General features: G+C 54.0%; 15 protein-coding genes. 5 read left to right on the top strand and 10 right to left on the bottom strand.

Going from position 1 to position 16,962, the window contains the following annotated elements; genetic code table 11:
* Positions 1-5 precede the first annotated feature (5 nt).
* Complete coding sequence (locus OGW13_RS13815; RefSeq protein ID WP_287116220.1) at positions 6-668, top strand: carbon-nitrogen hydrolase family protein; 663 nt, start codon at positions 6-8, stop codon at positions 666-668.
* Between the two features lie 23 nt (positions 669-691).
* Positions 692-1,354, top strand: a complete 663-nt coding sequence (gene exoX / locus OGW13_RS13810) for an exodeoxyribonuclease X (protein WP_287116219.1) — start codon at positions 692-694, stop codon at positions 1,352-1,354.
* Here exoX and ptrB read toward each other — a convergent pair.
* The 4 genes from ptrB to yebG form a co-directional block, all read right to left on the bottom strand.
* Positions 1,336-3,411, bottom strand: a complete 2,076-nt coding sequence (gene ptrB, locus OGW13_RS13805) for an oligopeptidase B (RefSeq protein ID WP_181627569.1) — start codon at positions 3,409-3,411, stop codon at positions 1,336-1,338. The two genes, exoX and ptrB, sit on opposite strands and share 19 nt — an antisense overlap.
* 88 nt (positions 3,412-3,499) lie before the next feature.
* Positions 3,500-4,159: a tellurite resistance TerB family protein gene (locus OGW13_RS13800; protein ID WP_061070010.1), complete on the bottom strand. Its 660-nt coding sequence runs from the start codon at positions 4,157-4,159 to the stop codon at positions 3,500-3,502.
* 94 nt (positions 4,160-4,253) lie between these two features.
* The gene (gene yebF, locus OGW13_RS13795) at positions 4,254-4,607 is read right to left on the bottom strand and encodes a protein YebF (RefSeq protein ID WP_043000372.1); all 354 of its coding nucleotides are present in this window, start codon (positions 4,605-4,607) and stop codon (positions 4,254-4,256) included.
* Positions 4,608-4,680: 73 nt separating this feature from the next.
* A complete protein-coding gene (yebG, locus tag OGW13_RS13790; RefSeq protein ID WP_043000371.1) occupies positions 4,681-4,971 on the bottom strand; it encodes a DNA damage-inducible protein YebG in 291 nt (96 codons plus the stop codon).
* A gap of 131 nt (positions 4,972-5,102) precedes the next feature.
* On the opposite strand from yebG, the gene purT reads away from it, so the two are divergent.
* On the top strand, positions 5,103-6,281 hold the full coding sequence (gene purT / locus OGW13_RS13785) for a formate-dependent phosphoribosylglycinamide formyltransferase (protein ID WP_287116218.1): 1,179 nt from the start codon (positions 5,103-5,105) through the stop codon (positions 6,279-6,281).
* A gap of 105 nt (positions 6,282-6,386) precedes the next feature.
* Here the strand turns inward: purT and kdgA are convergent, their stop codons facing one another.
* The 3 genes from kdgA to zwf form a co-directional block, all read right to left on the bottom strand.
* Positions 6,387-7,028, bottom strand: coding sequence for a bifunctional 4-hydroxy-2-oxoglutarate aldolase/2-dehydro-3-deoxy-phosphogluconate aldolase (gene kdgA, locus OGW13_RS13780; protein WP_043000369.1), 642 nt, complete (start codon positions 7,026-7,028; stop codon positions 6,387-6,389).
* A gap of 35 nt (positions 7,029-7,063) precedes the next feature.
* Positions 7,064-8,875, bottom strand: coding sequence for a phosphogluconate dehydratase (edd, locus tag OGW13_RS13775; RefSeq protein WP_044257635.1), 1,812 nt, complete (start codon positions 8,873-8,875; stop codon positions 7,064-7,066).
* 233 nt (positions 8,876-9,108) lie between these two features.
* Entirely contained in the window at positions 9,109-10,584 is a 1,476-nt protein-coding gene (zwf, locus tag OGW13_RS13770) for a glucose-6-phosphate dehydrogenase (RefSeq protein ID WP_287116217.1), read from the bottom strand.
* A 330-nt stretch (positions 10,585-10,914) separates the two neighbouring features.
* Here zwf and OGW13_RS13765 point away from each other — a divergent pair, with 330 nt between their 5' ends.
* Together OGW13_RS13765 and pyk are read left to right on the top strand one after the other, a co-directional pair.
* Positions 10,915-11,784, top strand: a complete 870-nt coding sequence (locus OGW13_RS13765; protein ID WP_044257634.1) for a MurR/RpiR family transcriptional regulator — start codon at positions 10,915-10,917, stop codon at positions 11,782-11,784.
* Positions 11,785-12,031: 247 nt separating this feature from the next.
* Positions 12,032-13,474 (top strand): pyruvate kinase, encoded by a 1,443-nt coding sequence (gene pyk / locus OGW13_RS13760; protein WP_043000365.1) that lies wholly within the window; start codon positions 12,032-12,034, stop codon positions 13,472-13,474.
* A 44-nt stretch (positions 13,475-13,518) separates the two neighbouring features.
* Here pyk and lpxM read toward each other — a convergent pair whose 3' ends face one another.
* The 3 genes from lpxM to znuA form a co-directional block, all read right to left on the bottom strand.
* Complete coding sequence (gene lpxM, locus OGW13_RS13755; protein ID WP_043000364.1) at positions 13,519-14,490, bottom strand: lauroyl-Kdo(2)-lipid IV(A) myristoyltransferase; 972 nt, start codon at positions 14,488-14,490, stop codon at positions 13,519-13,521.
* A 122-nt stretch (positions 14,491-14,612) separates the two neighbouring features.
* The gene (gene mepM, locus OGW13_RS13750) at positions 14,613-15,935 is read right to left on the bottom strand and encodes a murein DD-endopeptidase MepM (protein WP_043000363.1); all 1,323 of its coding nucleotides are present in this window, start codon (positions 15,933-15,935) and stop codon (positions 14,613-14,615) included.
* A 15-nt stretch (positions 15,936-15,950) separates the two neighbouring features.
* The gene (znuA, locus tag OGW13_RS13745; RefSeq protein WP_043000362.1) at positions 15,951-16,895 is read right to left on the bottom strand and encodes a zinc ABC transporter substrate-binding protein ZnuA; all 945 of its coding nucleotides are present in this window, start codon (positions 16,893-16,895) and stop codon (positions 15,951-15,953) included.
* Between the last annotated feature and the right edge of the window lie 67 nt (positions 16,896-16,962).

Raw genomic sequence — 16,962 nt, 5'->3', positions numbered from 1 at the left:
TCATTATGTCACGCTGGAAAATCGCTGCTGCACAGTATGAACCGCTAAAAACATCTGTTCGTGAACATATCGCTCATCACCTGAATTTCATCGACGCAGCAGCCCGGCAACAGTGCGAACTGTTGGTGTTTCCCGCCCTCTCCTTACTCGGTTGCATGGACGAATCGCAGTGCCTGCCTGCGCCGCCGGATATCGATATCAGTCTGCTACAACCGCTCTCTCAGGCCGCCCACGCGCACCGCATGACGATCATTGCCGGTCTTCCGGTCGAGCATAACAACCGTTTTGTCAAAGGGATTGCCGTCTTCGCACCATGGATAACCTCACTGCGTCTGTTTCCTCAAAGCCACGGCGCGTGTCTTGGTAAGGGCCTGAAAACTATCAGCGTGGTGGATGAGCAACCGGAAGGTGTCGATATGGATCCGGCGTTTTCTCTGTTTACCACCAGCCAAAGCGTCAGTGAGCCGGAATTGCTGACCTCCACGTCGCAGTTACAACATTTCTCACATCAATTCTCGATTGCCGTACTGATGGCCAATGCGCGAGGAAGTAGCGCATTATGGGATGAAAGCGGGCAATTAATTGTCCGCGCCGACCGTGGTTCGCTGTTATTAACGGGGCAACGCACAACGCAGGGTTGGCAAGGTGATATCATTCCATTACGCTAATCGTTTTCGGTCAGGAGTTTTACATGCTGCGCATCATCGATACTGAGACCTGTGGCCTGCAGGGCGGGATTGTAGAGATCGCCTCTGTTGACGTGGTTGACGGTAAGATCGTGAATCCTATGAGCCACCTGGTGCGCCCTGACCGGCCAATCTCGCCACAGGCGATGGCCATTCATCGCATTACCGAAGCGATGGTGGCAGATAAGCCGTGGATTGAAGAGGTTATCCCCCACTATTACGGCAGCGAATGGTATGTGGCGCACAACGCCAGCTTTGACCGTCGTGTGCTGCCAGACATGTCAGGCGAGTGGATCTGCACCATGAAACTTTCCCGCCGCCTCTGGCCGGGGATTAAGTACAGTAATATGGCGCTCTACAAGTCACGTAAACTGAACGTACAAACGCCTGCGGGTCTGCATCACCACCGCGCACTCTATGACTGCTATATTACCGCCGCGCTGCTCATCGATATTATGAATACTTCCGGCTGGACGGCGGAGCAGATGGTCGATATCACCGGCCGGCCGGGGTTACTGACCACCTTCACCTTTGGTAAGTATCGCGGCAAAGCCGTTTCCGATGTCGCAGAGCGCGATCCGGGCTATTTGCGCTGGTTGTTTAACAACCTCGACAGCATGAGCCCGGAGCTGCGTTTAACCCTCAAACACTATCTGGATAACGCCTGAACTGCGTCGTTACCGGGCAATGTTCCCTGTGCCAGACCAATCAGGAATGCAAATTCCAGCGCCACGCCTTCCCAGGATTTATAACGACCTGACTTACCGCCGTGTCCGGAATCCATATCGGTGCACAGTAACAGCAGATGGTCATCAGTTTTCAGCTCGCGCAGTTTCGCCACCCATTTTGCCGGTTCCCAGTACTGGACCTGCGAATCATGCAGTCCGGTGGTGACCAACAGATGCGGGTAAGCCTGCGCCCTGACGTTATCGTACGGACTGTAGCTTTTCATGTAAGCGTAATACTGCGGATCTTTCGGATTCCCCCACTCCTCAAACTCACCGGTCGTCAGGGGTATCGACTCATCCAGCATCGTCGTCACCACATCCACAAACGGCACCTGGGCAACCACGCCATGAAAGCGTTCGGGACGCTCGTTGATCGCCACGCCCATCAGCATTCCTCCCGCGCTACCGCCCATGCCATAACAGAGAGAGGGCGAGCCGTAGCCCTGGGCAATCAACGCATCGCAGGCATCGAGATAGTCGTTGAAGGTATTGCGCTTTTTCAGGAATTTACCGTCTTCATACCACTGCTGCCCCAGTTCGCTTCCGCCTCGCACGTGAACGATGGCATAGACGAATCCGCGATCCAGCAGACTTAACCGGCTGCTGCTGAAATCGGCATCCATGCTGGCACCGTAGGAACCATAGCCGTAAACCAGTAACGGATTTTGCCCCTTACGGAAGTATTTCTGATGATAGACCAGTGATACCGGAACCTCGACACCATCACGGGCGGTGATCCACAGGTGTTCACTGCGATAGTTGGCGGCGTCAAATCCCGGTACCTCTGTCTGTTTAATTACCCGTCGTTCACCGGTATCCATGTCCAGTTCAAATAGCGTGTCCGGCGTGGTCATCGAGGAGTAGCCATAGCGCAGGCGTGAGGTTTCCGGTTCCGGATTGTACGCAAGCCAGGTGACATAAGCCGGATCGTCGAAGGCAATCCCCACCACCTCGCGAGTTTTACGATTGATCTGCCGCAGGCTGGTTAAGCCACGCTGGCGCTCTTCCACTACCAGCCAGTCGGTAAAAAGCGTAAACCCTTCCAGCATGATCGCTTCACGGGCCGGGATCAGCGTTTCCCACTGTTTCTCATCGCGCACACGGGTGCGATAAAGACCAAAATTTTTACCCTCGCGGTTCGAACGCAGATAAAACTTATGTTGATAGTGATCGAGGCTGTATTCGTGGTCCTTGCGGCGCGGCAGAAAGATGAAAGGTTCAGCATCAGCCAGTTCAGCATCCAGCAGTAAAACCTCGCTGGTCGTCGCGCTCGCCAGATGAATGACGAGGTAATGTTGCGACGTCGTTTTGTGCAGGCTGACGTAGAAAGTGTCGTCTTTTTCTTCGTAAATCAGCTCGTCATCGGCTGAGGGCGTGCCGACGGTATGACGCCAGACCTGGTAAGGTAAGAGCGTCGTGGCATGTTTACGGACGTAGTAAAAGGTCAGGGAATCATTTGCCCAGACAAATTCGGGAGCCACATTATCCAGCATCTCCGGATACCAGTTACCGTTTTCCAGATTGCGAAAACGGATCCCGTACTGGCGGCGCGAAAGATAATCTTCCGCCAGCGCCATAATGGTGTTATCCGGCGTTATCGCCAGTCGTCCCAGAGTGTAGAACTCACTGTGTGCCGCCCGTTTGTTGCCATCAAGCAGCGTTTCCCAGTCATCCCATTCCTCACTCAGTGCAGACTGGCGTTGATAAATGGCGTACTCACACCCGGGTTCATAGAGATGGCGATAGCGATAACCGTTCTTCACGTATGGCGCAGAGGTGTCGCGGGGAGGAATGCGATCGATAATTTCTTTTAGCACGCGATCCTGCAAGGCTTGCTGCGTAGACATAACCTGATGTCCGTAGCAGTTTTCCTGTTGCAGATAGTCAAGCACCTCGGGCTGCGAGCGCGTGTCGTCCCGCAGCCAGTAGTAGTTATCAATGCGCGTGTCGCCATGGACCGTCATGGCGTAAGGGATACGATTTGCTTTTGGCAGCATGTGTCTGTTTCTTTCGTCTTTATACATCCTCTAAGGGTGGCAAAAGTCACGAATGATGCAAGCGAAACATGCTGCGCGCGGTATTTCGTTAGCCAGGTAATGCCTGTTTTTGCTGTTTCAAATCCTGCTCAATACCATCACGGACATCCTGTGGGATCTTCAGCGCATCACCCAGCGCGTTCAGGTAGCTGCGCTCCATAAAGTGATCGATATCAATCGCCGCACAGCTGAGGAAATAGATCTCCAGCGCCTCTTCTTCGTTGCGGATCCCCTGCGCAAGGCGCTGAGGATCGAGCGGCTGCTCAATCGCCTGTTCAATGAAAACGCGCCCCTGCTCTTCTACGCCGGCTTCACGCAGTTGCTGTTCGATTGCCGCCCGCTCGTTGGCATCGATATGGCCATCACTTTTCGCGGCGAAGACCAGCGCCAGGATCAGCCGTTCGGTGCGCACATCCAGCGGCGTACTTTGCGCGCCGAACTGTGGTTCACCCTGATGCGCCGCACGGACTTTATCCTTGTACTTGTTCCACAAGACCGTCCCCGCTACCGCACCGCCGCCGACCAGCAGCGCGCTGGTGCCATATTTGCTGAGCAGTTTGCGTGAGGATTTGTTAGCGACCAGTAACCCCGCCAGACCACCCAACGCGCCGGGTACCAGCAGCTTACTTAATCCCTGTTCACCTGAAGAAGAGGAGGACGATCCGTTTTGCCCGAGAAGAGAGTGTAATTGATTAAGCCAGTTAGCCATTTTGCCCCTCAAGTACTGACAATGAATTGTCAAAGCGTACCCGAGGGGATGTCAGGAAATGTCTGTCAGCGCTAAAGATGCGCAAATGTTCGTGCTATTGCGAACGATATTCCGCCGTGCCGGCCTTGCAGTCGACCTTCACCAGATAATGAATATCCGCACTTTTCCCACGCACGGTCAGCGGTACTACCCACTTACCCTCGCCACCGGTGATCTCTTTTGGATTAACCCATGCCACCGGGTCGGCCTGACCCACATGTTTTTGATCGTCGGCCCAACGCGCAATGCGATTCTGCTGATAATCGCGCTTAACGCTCGCCGCAATACCCTCGGTATCCAGACCTTCACAGTTAAGGAATTTAACCGTCTTACTGTCCGTACCTGCCGCAGACACCGATACGCTGGTGCATAACAACAGCAAGCAGGCTAACACGCCCGTTCTTTTCATACTTTTCCCTTTCTCCATAGCACAGTGATACAGGGAAAAGCATGGTACAAAACGTCAGGAGCGCAAGTCAGATTCAGGCCGCCTGCGTATCGTCCCCGGCAGCGGCGTCATTATCAACCACCTGCGGAGAAGGCAACTTGCCGGTTTTGAGGATGGTGCTCAGCACCTCTTTTTGTTCGGCTAGCCACAGCGACAGCGCTTCACGCTGTTCGTCTTCCAGCGTTAGCGGGGACTGTTCAAGCCAGGTGTCGAGTAGATCCGCCGTATCCAGCATCTTGTCATACGCATCGGCTTCCTTTTTGCTGGTAAATGACATTTTTTCCTCACCTTCCCGAATGACTACGTATTTAACTTCAACCGCCATGTTGCAGCCTCTCAATATTACTGTATTTATGTACAGTATATTCTATTTCACCGCTGAAATCAACCTGGCAATAAAGACAGACGCAAACGTTTTCGTATATACTGCGGCCAAATTTGTTGGGGGATATTTTCATGACGATATTAGGCACAGCGCTGCGTCCGGCAGCAACTCGGGTGATGTTATTGGGTTCTGGTGAACTGGGTAAAGAAGTGGCCATCGAGTGCCAGCGTCTCGGCGTGGAAGTGATCGCGGTGGACCGGTATGCCGACGCACCGGCCATGCATGTCGCACATCGTTCTCACGTCATTAATATGCTGGATGGCGACGCGCTTCGTCGCGTAGTGGAGCTGGAAAAACCGCACTATATCGTGCCAGAGATTGAAGCCATTGCCACGGATATGCTGGTGGCGCTGGAACAGGAAGGGTTGAACGTCGTGCCCTGCGCGCGCGCGACAAAACTCACGATGAATCGTGAAGGTATTCGCCGCCTGGCGGCAGAAGAACTGGCACTGCCCACATCAACCTTCCGTTTTGCCGACAGTGAAGCCACCTTCCGCGACGCCGTGGCTGAAATTGGTTATCCCTGCATTGTCAAACCGGTGATGAGTTCATCCGGCAAGGGGCAGAGTTTTATTCGTTCCGAAGCGCAGCTGTCACAAGCCTGGGACTATGCCCAACAGGGCGGTCGCGCGGGTGCCGGTCGGGTCATCGTCGAAGGGGTTGTGAAGTTTGATTTTGAAATCACCCTGCTCACCGTCAGCGCGGTCGATGGCGTCCATTTCTGTGCACCGGTAGGTCATCGCCAGGAAGATGGCGATTATCGTGAATCCTGGCAGCCGCAACAGATGAGCGCACTGGCGCTGGAACGCGCTCAGGACATTGCCCGTAAAGTGGTATTAGCCCTGGGTGGTCACGGTCTGTTTGGCGTGGAGCTGTTTGTTTGCGGGGATGAGGTCATCTTCAGCGAGGTCTCCCCTCGCCCGCATGATACCGGCATGGTGACGCTGATCTCTCAGGATCTGTCGGAGTTTGCCCTGCATGTACGCGCTTTCCTCGGACTGCCCGTGGGGGCCATTCGTCAGTATGGTCCGGCAGCTTCTGCGGTGATTTTACCGCAACTGACCAGTCAGGACGTGACGTTTGGCAATGTTCAGGCCGCCGTCGGTGCCGGTGTGCAGGTCCGTTTCTTCGGTAAGCCGGAAATTGAAGGATCGCGTCGCCTGGGTGTGGCGCTGGCAACGGCAGACAACGTTGATGACGCTATTAAACGCGCGAAGAACGCCGCCGCGCAGGTGAAAGTGACAGGGTAAACAACAGCAACCGTAGGCCGGATAAGGCAGTCATGCCACCATCCGGCAAAACCCGATGGCGGCGCTAACGCGTCTCATCGGGCCTACGGCTTACACATGGGTAGCTTACTGCTTCGCGCCTTCAACCGCTTCGCGAGCCAGTCTGGTGATACGATCGTAGTCACCGGCTTCCAGCGCGTCATTCGGCACCAGCCAGGAGCCGCCGATGCACAGCACGCTTTTCAGTGCCAGGTAATCGCGGTAATTAGCGGGAGAGATGCCGCCAGTCGGGCAGAAACGCACCTGAGAGAACGGACCGGCAATGGCCTGCAGCGCTTTAGTGCCGCCATTGGCTTCTGCCGGGAAGAATTTGAACTCTTTCAGGCCGTAGTCCATACCCAGCATCAGTTCAGAAACGGTGCTGATGCCAGGAATCAACGGAATCGTGCCTTCGGTTGCCGCTTTCAGCAGCGGCTCGGTCAGACCTGGGCTGATAGCGAACTGCGCACCGGCTGCAGTAACCTCAGCCAGTTGCTGCGGATTCAGCACCGTACCCGCACCCACAATGGCTTCCGGAACCTCTTTGGCGATAGCGCGGATAGCATCCATCGCGCAGGCGGTACGTAACGTCACTTCCAGTACGCGCACCCCACCCGCAACCAGCGCTTTTGCCATCGGCACAGCGTGTTCCAGTTTATTCACTACGATCACCGGGACAACCGGGCCGGTGGTCAGGATTGCTTCTGCACTTGTTTTCCAGTTTTTCATCAGAGTTTTTCTCTCGCCTGATTACAAAATATGCCTTAAAAATGAATACAGGTTGCGCCCTGTTCTGCGCCGGACAACTGTTCACGCAGCGCGCCGAACATTTCACGCCCCGTACCGATGCGCGATGCGCTCAGATCCGGGATATGCGGCTGGCGAGCGGCAAGCTCCGCCTCATCAACCAACAGCGTCAATTCACCTGTCTGTCCGTTCACCCGAATAATGTCGCCATCGCGTACTTTTGCCAGCAGTCCGCCATCATAGGCCTCCGGGGTTACATGGATGGCTGAAGGCACTTTACCGGACGCACCGGAAAGTCGACCATCAGTAACCAACGCAATTTTGAAACGACGGTCCAATAATACACCAAGTGGCGGCATGAGTTTATGTAATTCTGGCATTCCGTTCGCTTTTGGTCCCTGATGACGCACAACCACCACGCAGTCACGGTCCAGCAGACCCGCTTCAAAGGCCGGCAGGACATCATGCTGACTTTCAAAAACAACGGCCGGCGCTTCAATCACCTGATTCTCGGCCGGTACGGCGGACGTTTTCATAACCGCACGACCGAGGTTACCACTCAGCACTTTAGTGCCACCATGATGAGAGAACGGCTGGTCAAAGGAAGCAATGACATTGCTGTCCAGCGATTTGGCCGCACCTTCACGCCAGTCGAGTTCGCCATTGTTCAGCCACGGTTCCAGGGTGTAGCGCTTCAGGCCGTAACCGGCCACGGTGTTGACATCTTCATGCAGCAGACCCGCGTTCAGCAGTTCACGCATCAGGACCGGGACACCGCCCGCGGCCTGGAAGTGGTTAATATCCGCCGGGCCGTTAGGATAGAGACGCGCCATCAGCGGCACGATGTCGGAGAGGTCAGAGAAGTCATCCCAGTTAATCTGGATACCCGCAGCGCGGGCCATCGCCACCAGGTGCATGGTATGGTTCGTTGAACCGCCGGTCGCCAACAGCGCGACAATCCCGTTCACCACCACTTTTTCATCAATCATTTTGCCGATCGGCATCCATTCGTTACCGTTACCGGTCAGGCGCGTCACCTGGCGCGCTGCTGCTGCCGTCAGCGCTTCACGCAGCGGAGCATCCGGGTGAACAAACGAGGACCCCGGCAGTTGCATCCCCATGAACTCCACCACCATCTGGTTGGTGTTCGCGGTACCGTAGAACGTGCAGGTGCCCGGCGCATGATAGGAGGCGGCTTCAGACTCCAGAAGCGCCATACGATCAACTTTACCTTCAGCATAAAGCTGACGAATGCGGACTTTCTCTTTATTCGCCAGGCCGCTCGCCATTGGACCTGACGGCACGAAGATGGAAGGCAGATGACCGAATGACAGCGCCGCCATCGCCAGACCCGGGACGATTTTGTCACAGACGCCGAGGAACAGCGCGCCGTCGAACATGTTGTGAGAGAGTCCCACCGCGGCGGACATCGCAATCACTTCGCGGCTCAGCAGCGAAAGCTCCATACCGTCCTGCCCCTGCGTGACGCCGTCACACATTGCCGGAACGCCGCCCGCGACCTGCCCGACCGCATTGGCTTGATGCAGCGCTTTGCGAATGATGTCCGGATAATGTTCGTAGGGTTGATGTGCGGAGAGCATGTCGTTGTAGGAAGTGATGATCGCGATATTGTTACGCAACATGCTTTTCAGAGAGGCTTTATCGTCTGGCTGACAAGCCGCGAATCCGTGCGCCAGATTCCCGCATGCCAGTTGTGAGCGGTGAACGGTCGAGGATTTAGCCTGTTCTATACGAGCGAGGTAGGCAGAACGGGTCTCACGGGAACGTTCAACAATACGCTGTGTTACGCGTAACAAATTCGGATTCATAGAGGCTCCTGAAATTTATCTGTCAGAGCTACAGGTTTGGCAAGTTCATTTACTGCGTGTATAAATACAGGAAACGCTTGTTCACCGGAGCTCAGGGGCAAAATCGTTTCAGGCAGTGTAATAAAAAAAGCCTCGCGGGTGAATCCACACGAGGCTTAAAAGTGCAAAAATTGTTCAACAATCTGTGTTAGATCATGTTACCGGTAAAATAACACAAGAGTGGTAGACACTTTTTACTCGAATTCATTCCAGGAACGACCGTCACGGGTGATCATCGCCACCGAAGCAACCGGCCCCCAGGTCCCGGCCTGGTACGGTTTCGGCGCATCGTTGTCCATCGCCCACGCTTCGGTAATGGAGTCGACCCACTTCCACGCCTCTTCGACTTCATCACGACGCACAAACAGCGCCTGAATGCCGCGCATAGTTTCCAGCAGCAGACGCTCGTAAGCATCAGCCAGATGCGTTTGATTGAAAGTTTCGGAGTAGCTCAGATCCAGCTTGGTGATTTGCAGGTTATGCTTGTGGTCAAGACCCGGAACTTTGTTCAGAACCTGGATATCCACGCCTTCATCCGGCTGCAGACGAATGGTTAGCTTGTTCTGCGGCAGATCCTGCCAGGACTCTTTAAACAGGTTCAATTCAGGCGTTTTGAAGTAAACCACAACTTCAGAACATTTCGTCGGCAGACGTTTACCGGTACGCAGGTAGAACGGCACGCCCGCCCAGCGCCAGTTATCAATGTCGACGCGGATCGCCACAAACGTTTCGGTGTTACTGCTCTTGTTCGCACCCTCTTCTTCCAGATAGCCCGGGACTTTTTTGCCCTGAGCAAAGCCGGTGGTGTACTGGCCGCGAACGGTTTTTTCACGCACATTTGAGCGATCGATACGACGCAGCGACTTCAGCACCTTCACTTTTTCATCACGAATGGCGTCAGCGCTCAGATCCGACGGCGGCGACATCGCAATCATGCACAGAATTTGCAGCAGGTGGTTCTGGATCATGTCGCGCATCTGCCCGGCCTGGTCGAAATAACCCCAACGCCCTTCAATGCCCACCTCTTCTGCCACGGTGATTTCCACATGATCGATCGTGCGGTTATCCCAGTTATTCACAAACAGGGAGTTGGCAAAACGCAGCGCCAGCAAGTTCAGAACGGTCTCTTTTCCCAGATAGTGGTCGATGCGGTAAACCTGGCACTCTTCAAAATATTCGCCAACCTGATCGTTGATCTCGCGAGATGTCGCCAGTGAGGTACCCAACGGTTTTTCCATCACCACGCGTGCCGGTTTGGCATTCAGTTTCGCTTCGCCCAGTCCCTTACAGATTGCGCCAAACGTGCTTGGCGGCATGGCAAAGTAGTTGATCGTGGTGCGGTTTTTCTGATCGAGCATCGCCCCAAGACGAGTAAACGCCGCGGTATCATTCACATCCAGATTGCAGAAATCCAGGCGAGCGCTCAGGGTGTCCCACAATCCTTCATCTATCTTTTCTTTCATGAAGGTTTCGAGCGCTTCGCGCACCACCTTCATGTAGGCATCTTTATCCCAGTCGGCACGGCCTACCCCGATAATGCGGGTTTCAGGGTTGAGCTGACCGGCTTTTTCAAGTTGATACAGGGAAGGCAGCAATTTACGACGCGCAAGGTCGCCTTTCGCGCCGAAAATGACCAGGTCACATGCCTGGGCTGTTTGCGTTACCGCCATGTCATTCTCCTTAGTTAGCTATCCTGGTACTTTGCCAGGCATTACTTGTAATTTTATTACAGTGCACTGTACTGCTTTTACGTGATTCCGGAAACCGTAAACGCTTAACCCACTGTGCGGTTGGCGCTTAACGGCGCAAATTGGTCAAAATTGTCGTTGGTTTGCGACGCATAACGGTGAGTCAAAACACGATGTTGATCATGTTATGAAAAAAAACAACAACTCTGCTGACCATTTTGCCCCCTTCTCTGATTAGCAGGGGTACTATCTACCAAAATTGCCTCTCGATTTCTTGTATCACTGAAATCGTTATTTCCGTGGGTCTACATCATGAATATGCTGGAAAAGATCCAGTCTCAACTGGAACATTTGAGCAAATCTGAACGCAAAGTCGCCGATGTCATCATCGCCTCACCCGAGCGGACCATCCATTGCAGTATTGCCACGCTTGCGCAGGAAGCCAACGTCAGTGAACCGACGGTGAACCGTTTTTGTCGCAGCATGGAAACCCGGGGCTTCCCCGATTTTAAACTGCATCTGGCACAAAGTCTGGCAAATGGTACCCCTTATGTTAATCGTAATGTGGATGAAGATGACAGTGTCGAATCCTATACGGGCAAGATTTTCGAATCCGCGATGGCCAGTCTTGACCACGTTCGCCAGTCGCTGGACAAATCGGCGATCAACCGCGCGGTGGATTTACTGACGCAGGCCAAGAAAATCGCTTTCTTTGGCCTGGGGTCGTCCGCCGCCGTCGCCCATGATGCCATGAACAAGTTTTTCCGTTTCAACGTTCCGGTTATCTACTCCGACGACGTCGTTTTGCAACGGATGAGCTGTATGAATTGTAGTGACGATGACGTGGTCGTGCTGATTTCGCATACCGGTCGCACCAAGAGTCTGGTCGAACTGGCGCAGCTTGCACGTGATAACGATGCCATGGTGATCGCGTTAACCTCCGCTGATACGCCGCTGGCGCGTGAAGCCACGCTGGCAATTACGCTCGATGTGCCGGAAGATACTGACATTTATATGCCCATGGTCTCTCGACTTGCGCAGTTGACCGTGATAGATGTGCTGGCTACGGGATTTACTTTGCGCCGTGGGGCAAAATTCAGAGATAACTTGAAGCGTGTCAAAGAAGCGCTCAAGGAATCGCGTTTTGATAAAGAACTGCTCATCAAGAGTAATGACCGCTAATAGCAATAATAAGTACGACTTAAATTCGTCATCCGGTTTTGTTCGCTATGCTATGTAGACCCTACGTAATTCGAGTTGTGGAAAGGCGGCAACGCAGCGAATCTTCAGGAGCTTACTGAAGTAAGTGACTGGGGTGAGCAAGGAGGCCAACGCACAGGCAACCAGAAGTATGACGGGGGTAAGGTTTTCAGAACTGCCGGATCAATTTTCACGCAACACCTAGTTGTTTCAGTCAACGGAGTATTACATGTCCAGAAGGCTTCGCAGAACCAAAATCGTTACGACATTAGGCCCGGCTACCGACCGCGATAACAATCTTGAAAAGATTATCGCTGCTGGTGCTAACGTCGTGCGGATGAATTTCTCTCACGGTTCGCCAGAAGATCATAAAATGCGCGCGGATAAAGTTCGTGAGATCGCTGCCAGATTGGGACGCCACGTAGGCATTCTGGGTGATCTCCAGGGGCCAAAAATTCGCGTCTCTACCTTTAAAGAAGGCAAAGTATTCCTCAACATCGGTGACAAATTTCTCCTGGATGCCAACCTGGGTAAAGGTGAAGGCGACAAGGAAAAAGTCGGCATTGACTACAAAGGTCTGCCAGCAGACGTGGTACCTGGCGACATTCTGCTGCTCGACGATGGCCGCGTGCAGTTAAAAGTGCTGGAAGTTCAGGGTATGAAAGTGTTCACGGAAGTGACCGTGGGTGGCCCGCTCTCCAACAACAAAGGCATCAACAAGCTGGGCGGCGGTCTCTCCGCAGAAGCCCTGACCGAAAAAGACAAAGCCGATATCGTGACCGCCGCTCAGATTGGCGTTGACTATCTGGCTGTTTCCTTCCCGCGTTGCGGCGAAGATCTGAACTACGCTCGCCGCCTGGCGCGTGATGCGGGCTGCGATGCCAAGATTGTGGCCAAAGTTGAGCGTGCGGAAGCGGTCTGCGACCAGAATGCGATGGATGACATCATTCTGGCTTCTGACGTGGTGATGGTCGCTCGTGGCGACCTCGGCGTTGAGATTGGCGATCCGGAACTGGTCGGCATCCAGAAGACGTTGATTCGTCGCGCACGTAAGTTGAACCGCGCGGTGATTACCGCGACCCAGATGATGGAGTCGATGATCACCAACCCAATGCCAACCCGTGCGGAAGTGATGGACGTCGCGAACGCTGTGCTGGATGGTACCGATGCGGTCATGCTGTCAGCCGAAACGGCGGCAGGCCAGTACCCGGCGGAAACCGTCGCGGCGATGGCGCGCGTCTGCCTGGGTGCAGAAAAAATCCCTAGCATCAATGTCTCCAAACATCGTCTGGACGTACAGTTCGACAATGTTGAAGAAGCGATTGCGATGTCCGCCATGTACGCGGCAAACCACCTGAAAGGGGTGACCGCGATCATTACCATGACGGAATCCGGTCGTACTGCGCTGATGACTTCTCGCATCAGCTCCGGCCTGCCGATTTTCGCCATGTCACGTCATGAGCGTACGCTGAACCTGACGTCGCTGTACCGTGGCGTCACGCCGGTGCATTTCGACAGTGCGGCGGAAGGCGTTGTCGCAGCAAGCGAAGCGGTGAATCTGCTGCGTGACAAAGGCTACCTGGTGTCCGGCGATCTGGTGATCGTGACGCAGGGCGACGTGATGAGCACCATTGGCTCAACCAATACCACGCGTATTCTGACCGTCGAGTAATCGACGGCTGATACAAAGAGGCCTCTCATGTGAGAGGCCTTTCTTTATTTGAGGGGGTAGAGATCTTTGCGCTTATACGGCTGGATCTCGCCCGGTTTGCGGGTCTTCAGCAGTTTCAGGATCCAGGTATATTGCTCGGGATGCGGGCCAACAAAAATTTCCACCTCTTCATTCATTCGACGGGCAATAGTGTTGTCATCTGCGGTCAGAAGATCGTCCATGGGCGGGCGCACCTGAATCGTCAACCGGTGGGTATCGCCGTTGTATACCGGGAACAGCGGAATGACGCGCGCCCGACACACTTTCATCAGTCGACCAATGGCCGGCAACGTCGCTTTATAGGTGGCAAAGAAATCGACAAACTCACTGTGTTCAGGACCATGATCCTGATCGGGCAGATAATATCCCCAGTACCCCTGACGAACAGACTGAATGAACGGCTTGATGCCGTCATTACGCGCATGCAGGCGACCACCAAAGCGGCGGCGCACCGTGTTCCAGACGTAATCAAACACCGGGTTTCCCTGATTATGGAACATTGCCGCCATCTTCTGGCCCTGAGACGCCATTAACATTGCCGGAATATCCACACCCCAGCCATGCGGCACCAGGAAGATCACCTTTTCGTTGTTGCGGTGCATCTCCTCGATGATTTCAAGCCCTTCCCAGTCAACGCGCGACTGAATTTTTTCCGGACCGCGAATCGCCAGTTCCGCCATCATCGCCATGGCCTGCGGCGCAGTTGAAAACATCTCATCGACGATAGCCTCGCGCTCAGCTTCGCTACGTTCCGGAAAGCACAATGACAGGTTAATCAACGCCCGGCGACGCGAGCTTTTACCCAGACGCCCGGCGAAACGACCCAGTTTTGCCAGCAGCGGGTCGCGAAAGGATGCAGGCGTTAAGGCGATACCCGCCATCGCCGCGACGCCCAGCCATGCGCCCCAGTAACGCGGATGGCGAAAAGATTTCTCAAACTCAGGGATGTACTCACTATTATTTTTTTTTGTTTCCATGCTTATCCAGTGCCTGATGACGCGAAAAGTAAATCTGATGATAGTGTAGCGGCGCACCCTGCCGCGCACAAAATAAAAAAGCCGGCACACGCGCTGCGTACCGGCTTTGAAGTCATGAGTGATTAATCGAAGCGTAACTGCGGCAGAACCTCTTTGACCTGCGCCAGGTAATCGGTACGATCTTTACCGGTCAGCCCTTCGGTACGCGGCAGTTTCGCCGTCAGCGGGTTAACCGCCTGCTGGTTAATCCAGACTTCATAGTGAAGATGCGGGCCAGTAGAACGTCCGGTGTTACCGGAGAGTGCGATACGATCGCCACGTTTAACCTTTTGTCCCGGTTTCACCAGCAGTTTACGCAGGTGCATATAGCGCGTGGTATAGGTACGACCGTGACGCACCGCCACATAATAGCCAGCCGCACCGCTGCGTTTCGCCACGACGACTTCACCGTCACCAACGGACAGCACCGGCGTCCCCTGCGGCATCGCGAAGTCCACGCCTCTGTGTGGCGCGACACGTCCGGTAACCGGGTTGGTTCGACGCGGGTTGAAGTTAGACGAAATGCGGAACTGTTTCGCCGTCGGGAAACGCAGGAAGCCTTTCGCCAGCCCGGTACCATTGCGGTCGTAGAACTTTCCGTCTTCGGCACGGATAGCGTAATAATCTTTACCTTCTGAACGCAAACGCACGCCCAACAACTGGCTCTGCTCACGCTTGCCGTCCAGCATTTCACGAGACATCAGCACAGAGAACTCATCGCCTTTTTTCAGTTTGCGGAAGTCCATCTGCCACTGCATCGCTTTGATCACCGCGCTAATTTCAGCGCTGGTCAGCCCGGCAGCTTTCGCACTGGCGACAAAGCTGTTGCCAACGGTGCCTTTCATCAGGCTGTTTACCCAATCGCCCTGCTGCGTTTCCGCGCTCATTTTAAAGCCGTTCGCCGCAGTACGGTCATAGGTACGGGTTTCGCGACGCGACATTTCCCACGTCAGACGCTGTAAATCGCCGTCCGCGGTCAGCGTCCAGGAGAGCTGTTGACCAATCTTCAGATTACGCAGCTCTTTATCGGACGCGGCAAGCTGGGTGATATCACCCATATCAATGCCGTACTGATTCAGAATGCTGCTGAGGGTATCGCCCGTCGAAACGACATATTCATGAACGCCCGCTTCTCCCGAGGTTTTGTCGTCCAGCTCATCCTGAGGAATGGCTTCATCTTCCTGTGCCGCCTGATCGATAGGCTCGCTGGCCTCCGGGAGCAGTGAACGAATTTCGCTCTTCTCCAGTTCGATCGTTTTAACAATGGGGGCAGATTCCGGGTGATAAACGTAAGGCCGCCAGACAGCAACGGCCAGTGTCAGAACAGTAAGCGACCCCAGCATAACGCGATGGGGTCTGGGCAGATTATTAAATGCCAGGGCGACAGAGCGGGCTATCTGTTGCACGTATTCACTTCCTCATTAATCTCCTTTCAGGCAGCTCGCATACTGGTTCGCTAGTTGGTTCAAGAACGCTGAATAGCTCGTTTTACCCAGTTTGATGTTTGTCCCGAGGGGATCCAACGTTCCCATTCGAACGGATGTCCCTCTCGCAACGGCTTCAACGACCGCTGGCCTGAACTGTGGCTCAGCAAAAACGCAGGTTGCTTTTTGCTCAACCAACTGTGTTCTTATTTCATGTAAACGCTGCGCACCAGGTTGTATCTCAGGGTTGACGGTGAAGTGACCCAATGGAGTGAGTCCGTAGTGTTTTTCGTAATAGCCATAGGCGTCATGAAAAACGAAATACCCTTTGCCCTTGAGCGGTGCGAGCTCGTTACCGACCTGCTTATCGGTTGCGGCTAATTGTGCCTCAAAATCCTTCAGGTTGGCGTCAAGTTTGGCTCGACTTTGCGGCATAAGTTCCACTAATTTTTCATGGATTGCAACCGCTGAGGCCCGCGCTATCTCTGGGGAGAGCCAAAGATGCATGTTGTAATCACCATGATGGTGATGTGCGTCACCTTTTTCGCCGTGGTCATGATCGTGGTCGTGCTCATCATCATCATCGTCAGCCCCTTTCATGAGCAACGGTTTCACGTCTTTGAGTTGCGCAATCGTTACCTGTTTAGCGGCGGGAATGTTGCTGACGGACTTTTCCATGAACGCTTCCATTTCCGGCCCAATCCAGACAACTAAGTCCGCGCCCTGTAAGCGTTTTACGTCAGATGGACGTAGTGAATAATCATGTTCGGATGCCCCATCCGGAAGTAAGACTTGGGTCTCCGTGACGCCATCAGCAATGGCAGAAGCAATGAACCCTAATGGCTTGAGAGAAGCGACAACGGCGGCATTTGCCGCCTGTGTTGCACTGCCCCAAAGAGCGGCGGATAATGCAGCGAAAAGAAGCGTATTTTTATGTAACATAATGCGACCAATCATCGTAATGAATGTGAGAAATGTGATATTATAACATTCTATAACTTCTGCAAGA

Source organism: Citrobacter sp. Ca225, assembly GCF_030337175.1.
Classification (GTDB): Bacteria; Pseudomonadota; Gammaproteobacteria; order Enterobacterales; family Enterobacteriaceae; genus Citrobacter_A; species Citrobacter_A amalonaticus.
The sequence above is the reverse complement of the archived record's forward strand: the minus strand, read 5'-3'. Positions and strand labels throughout refer to the sequence as shown.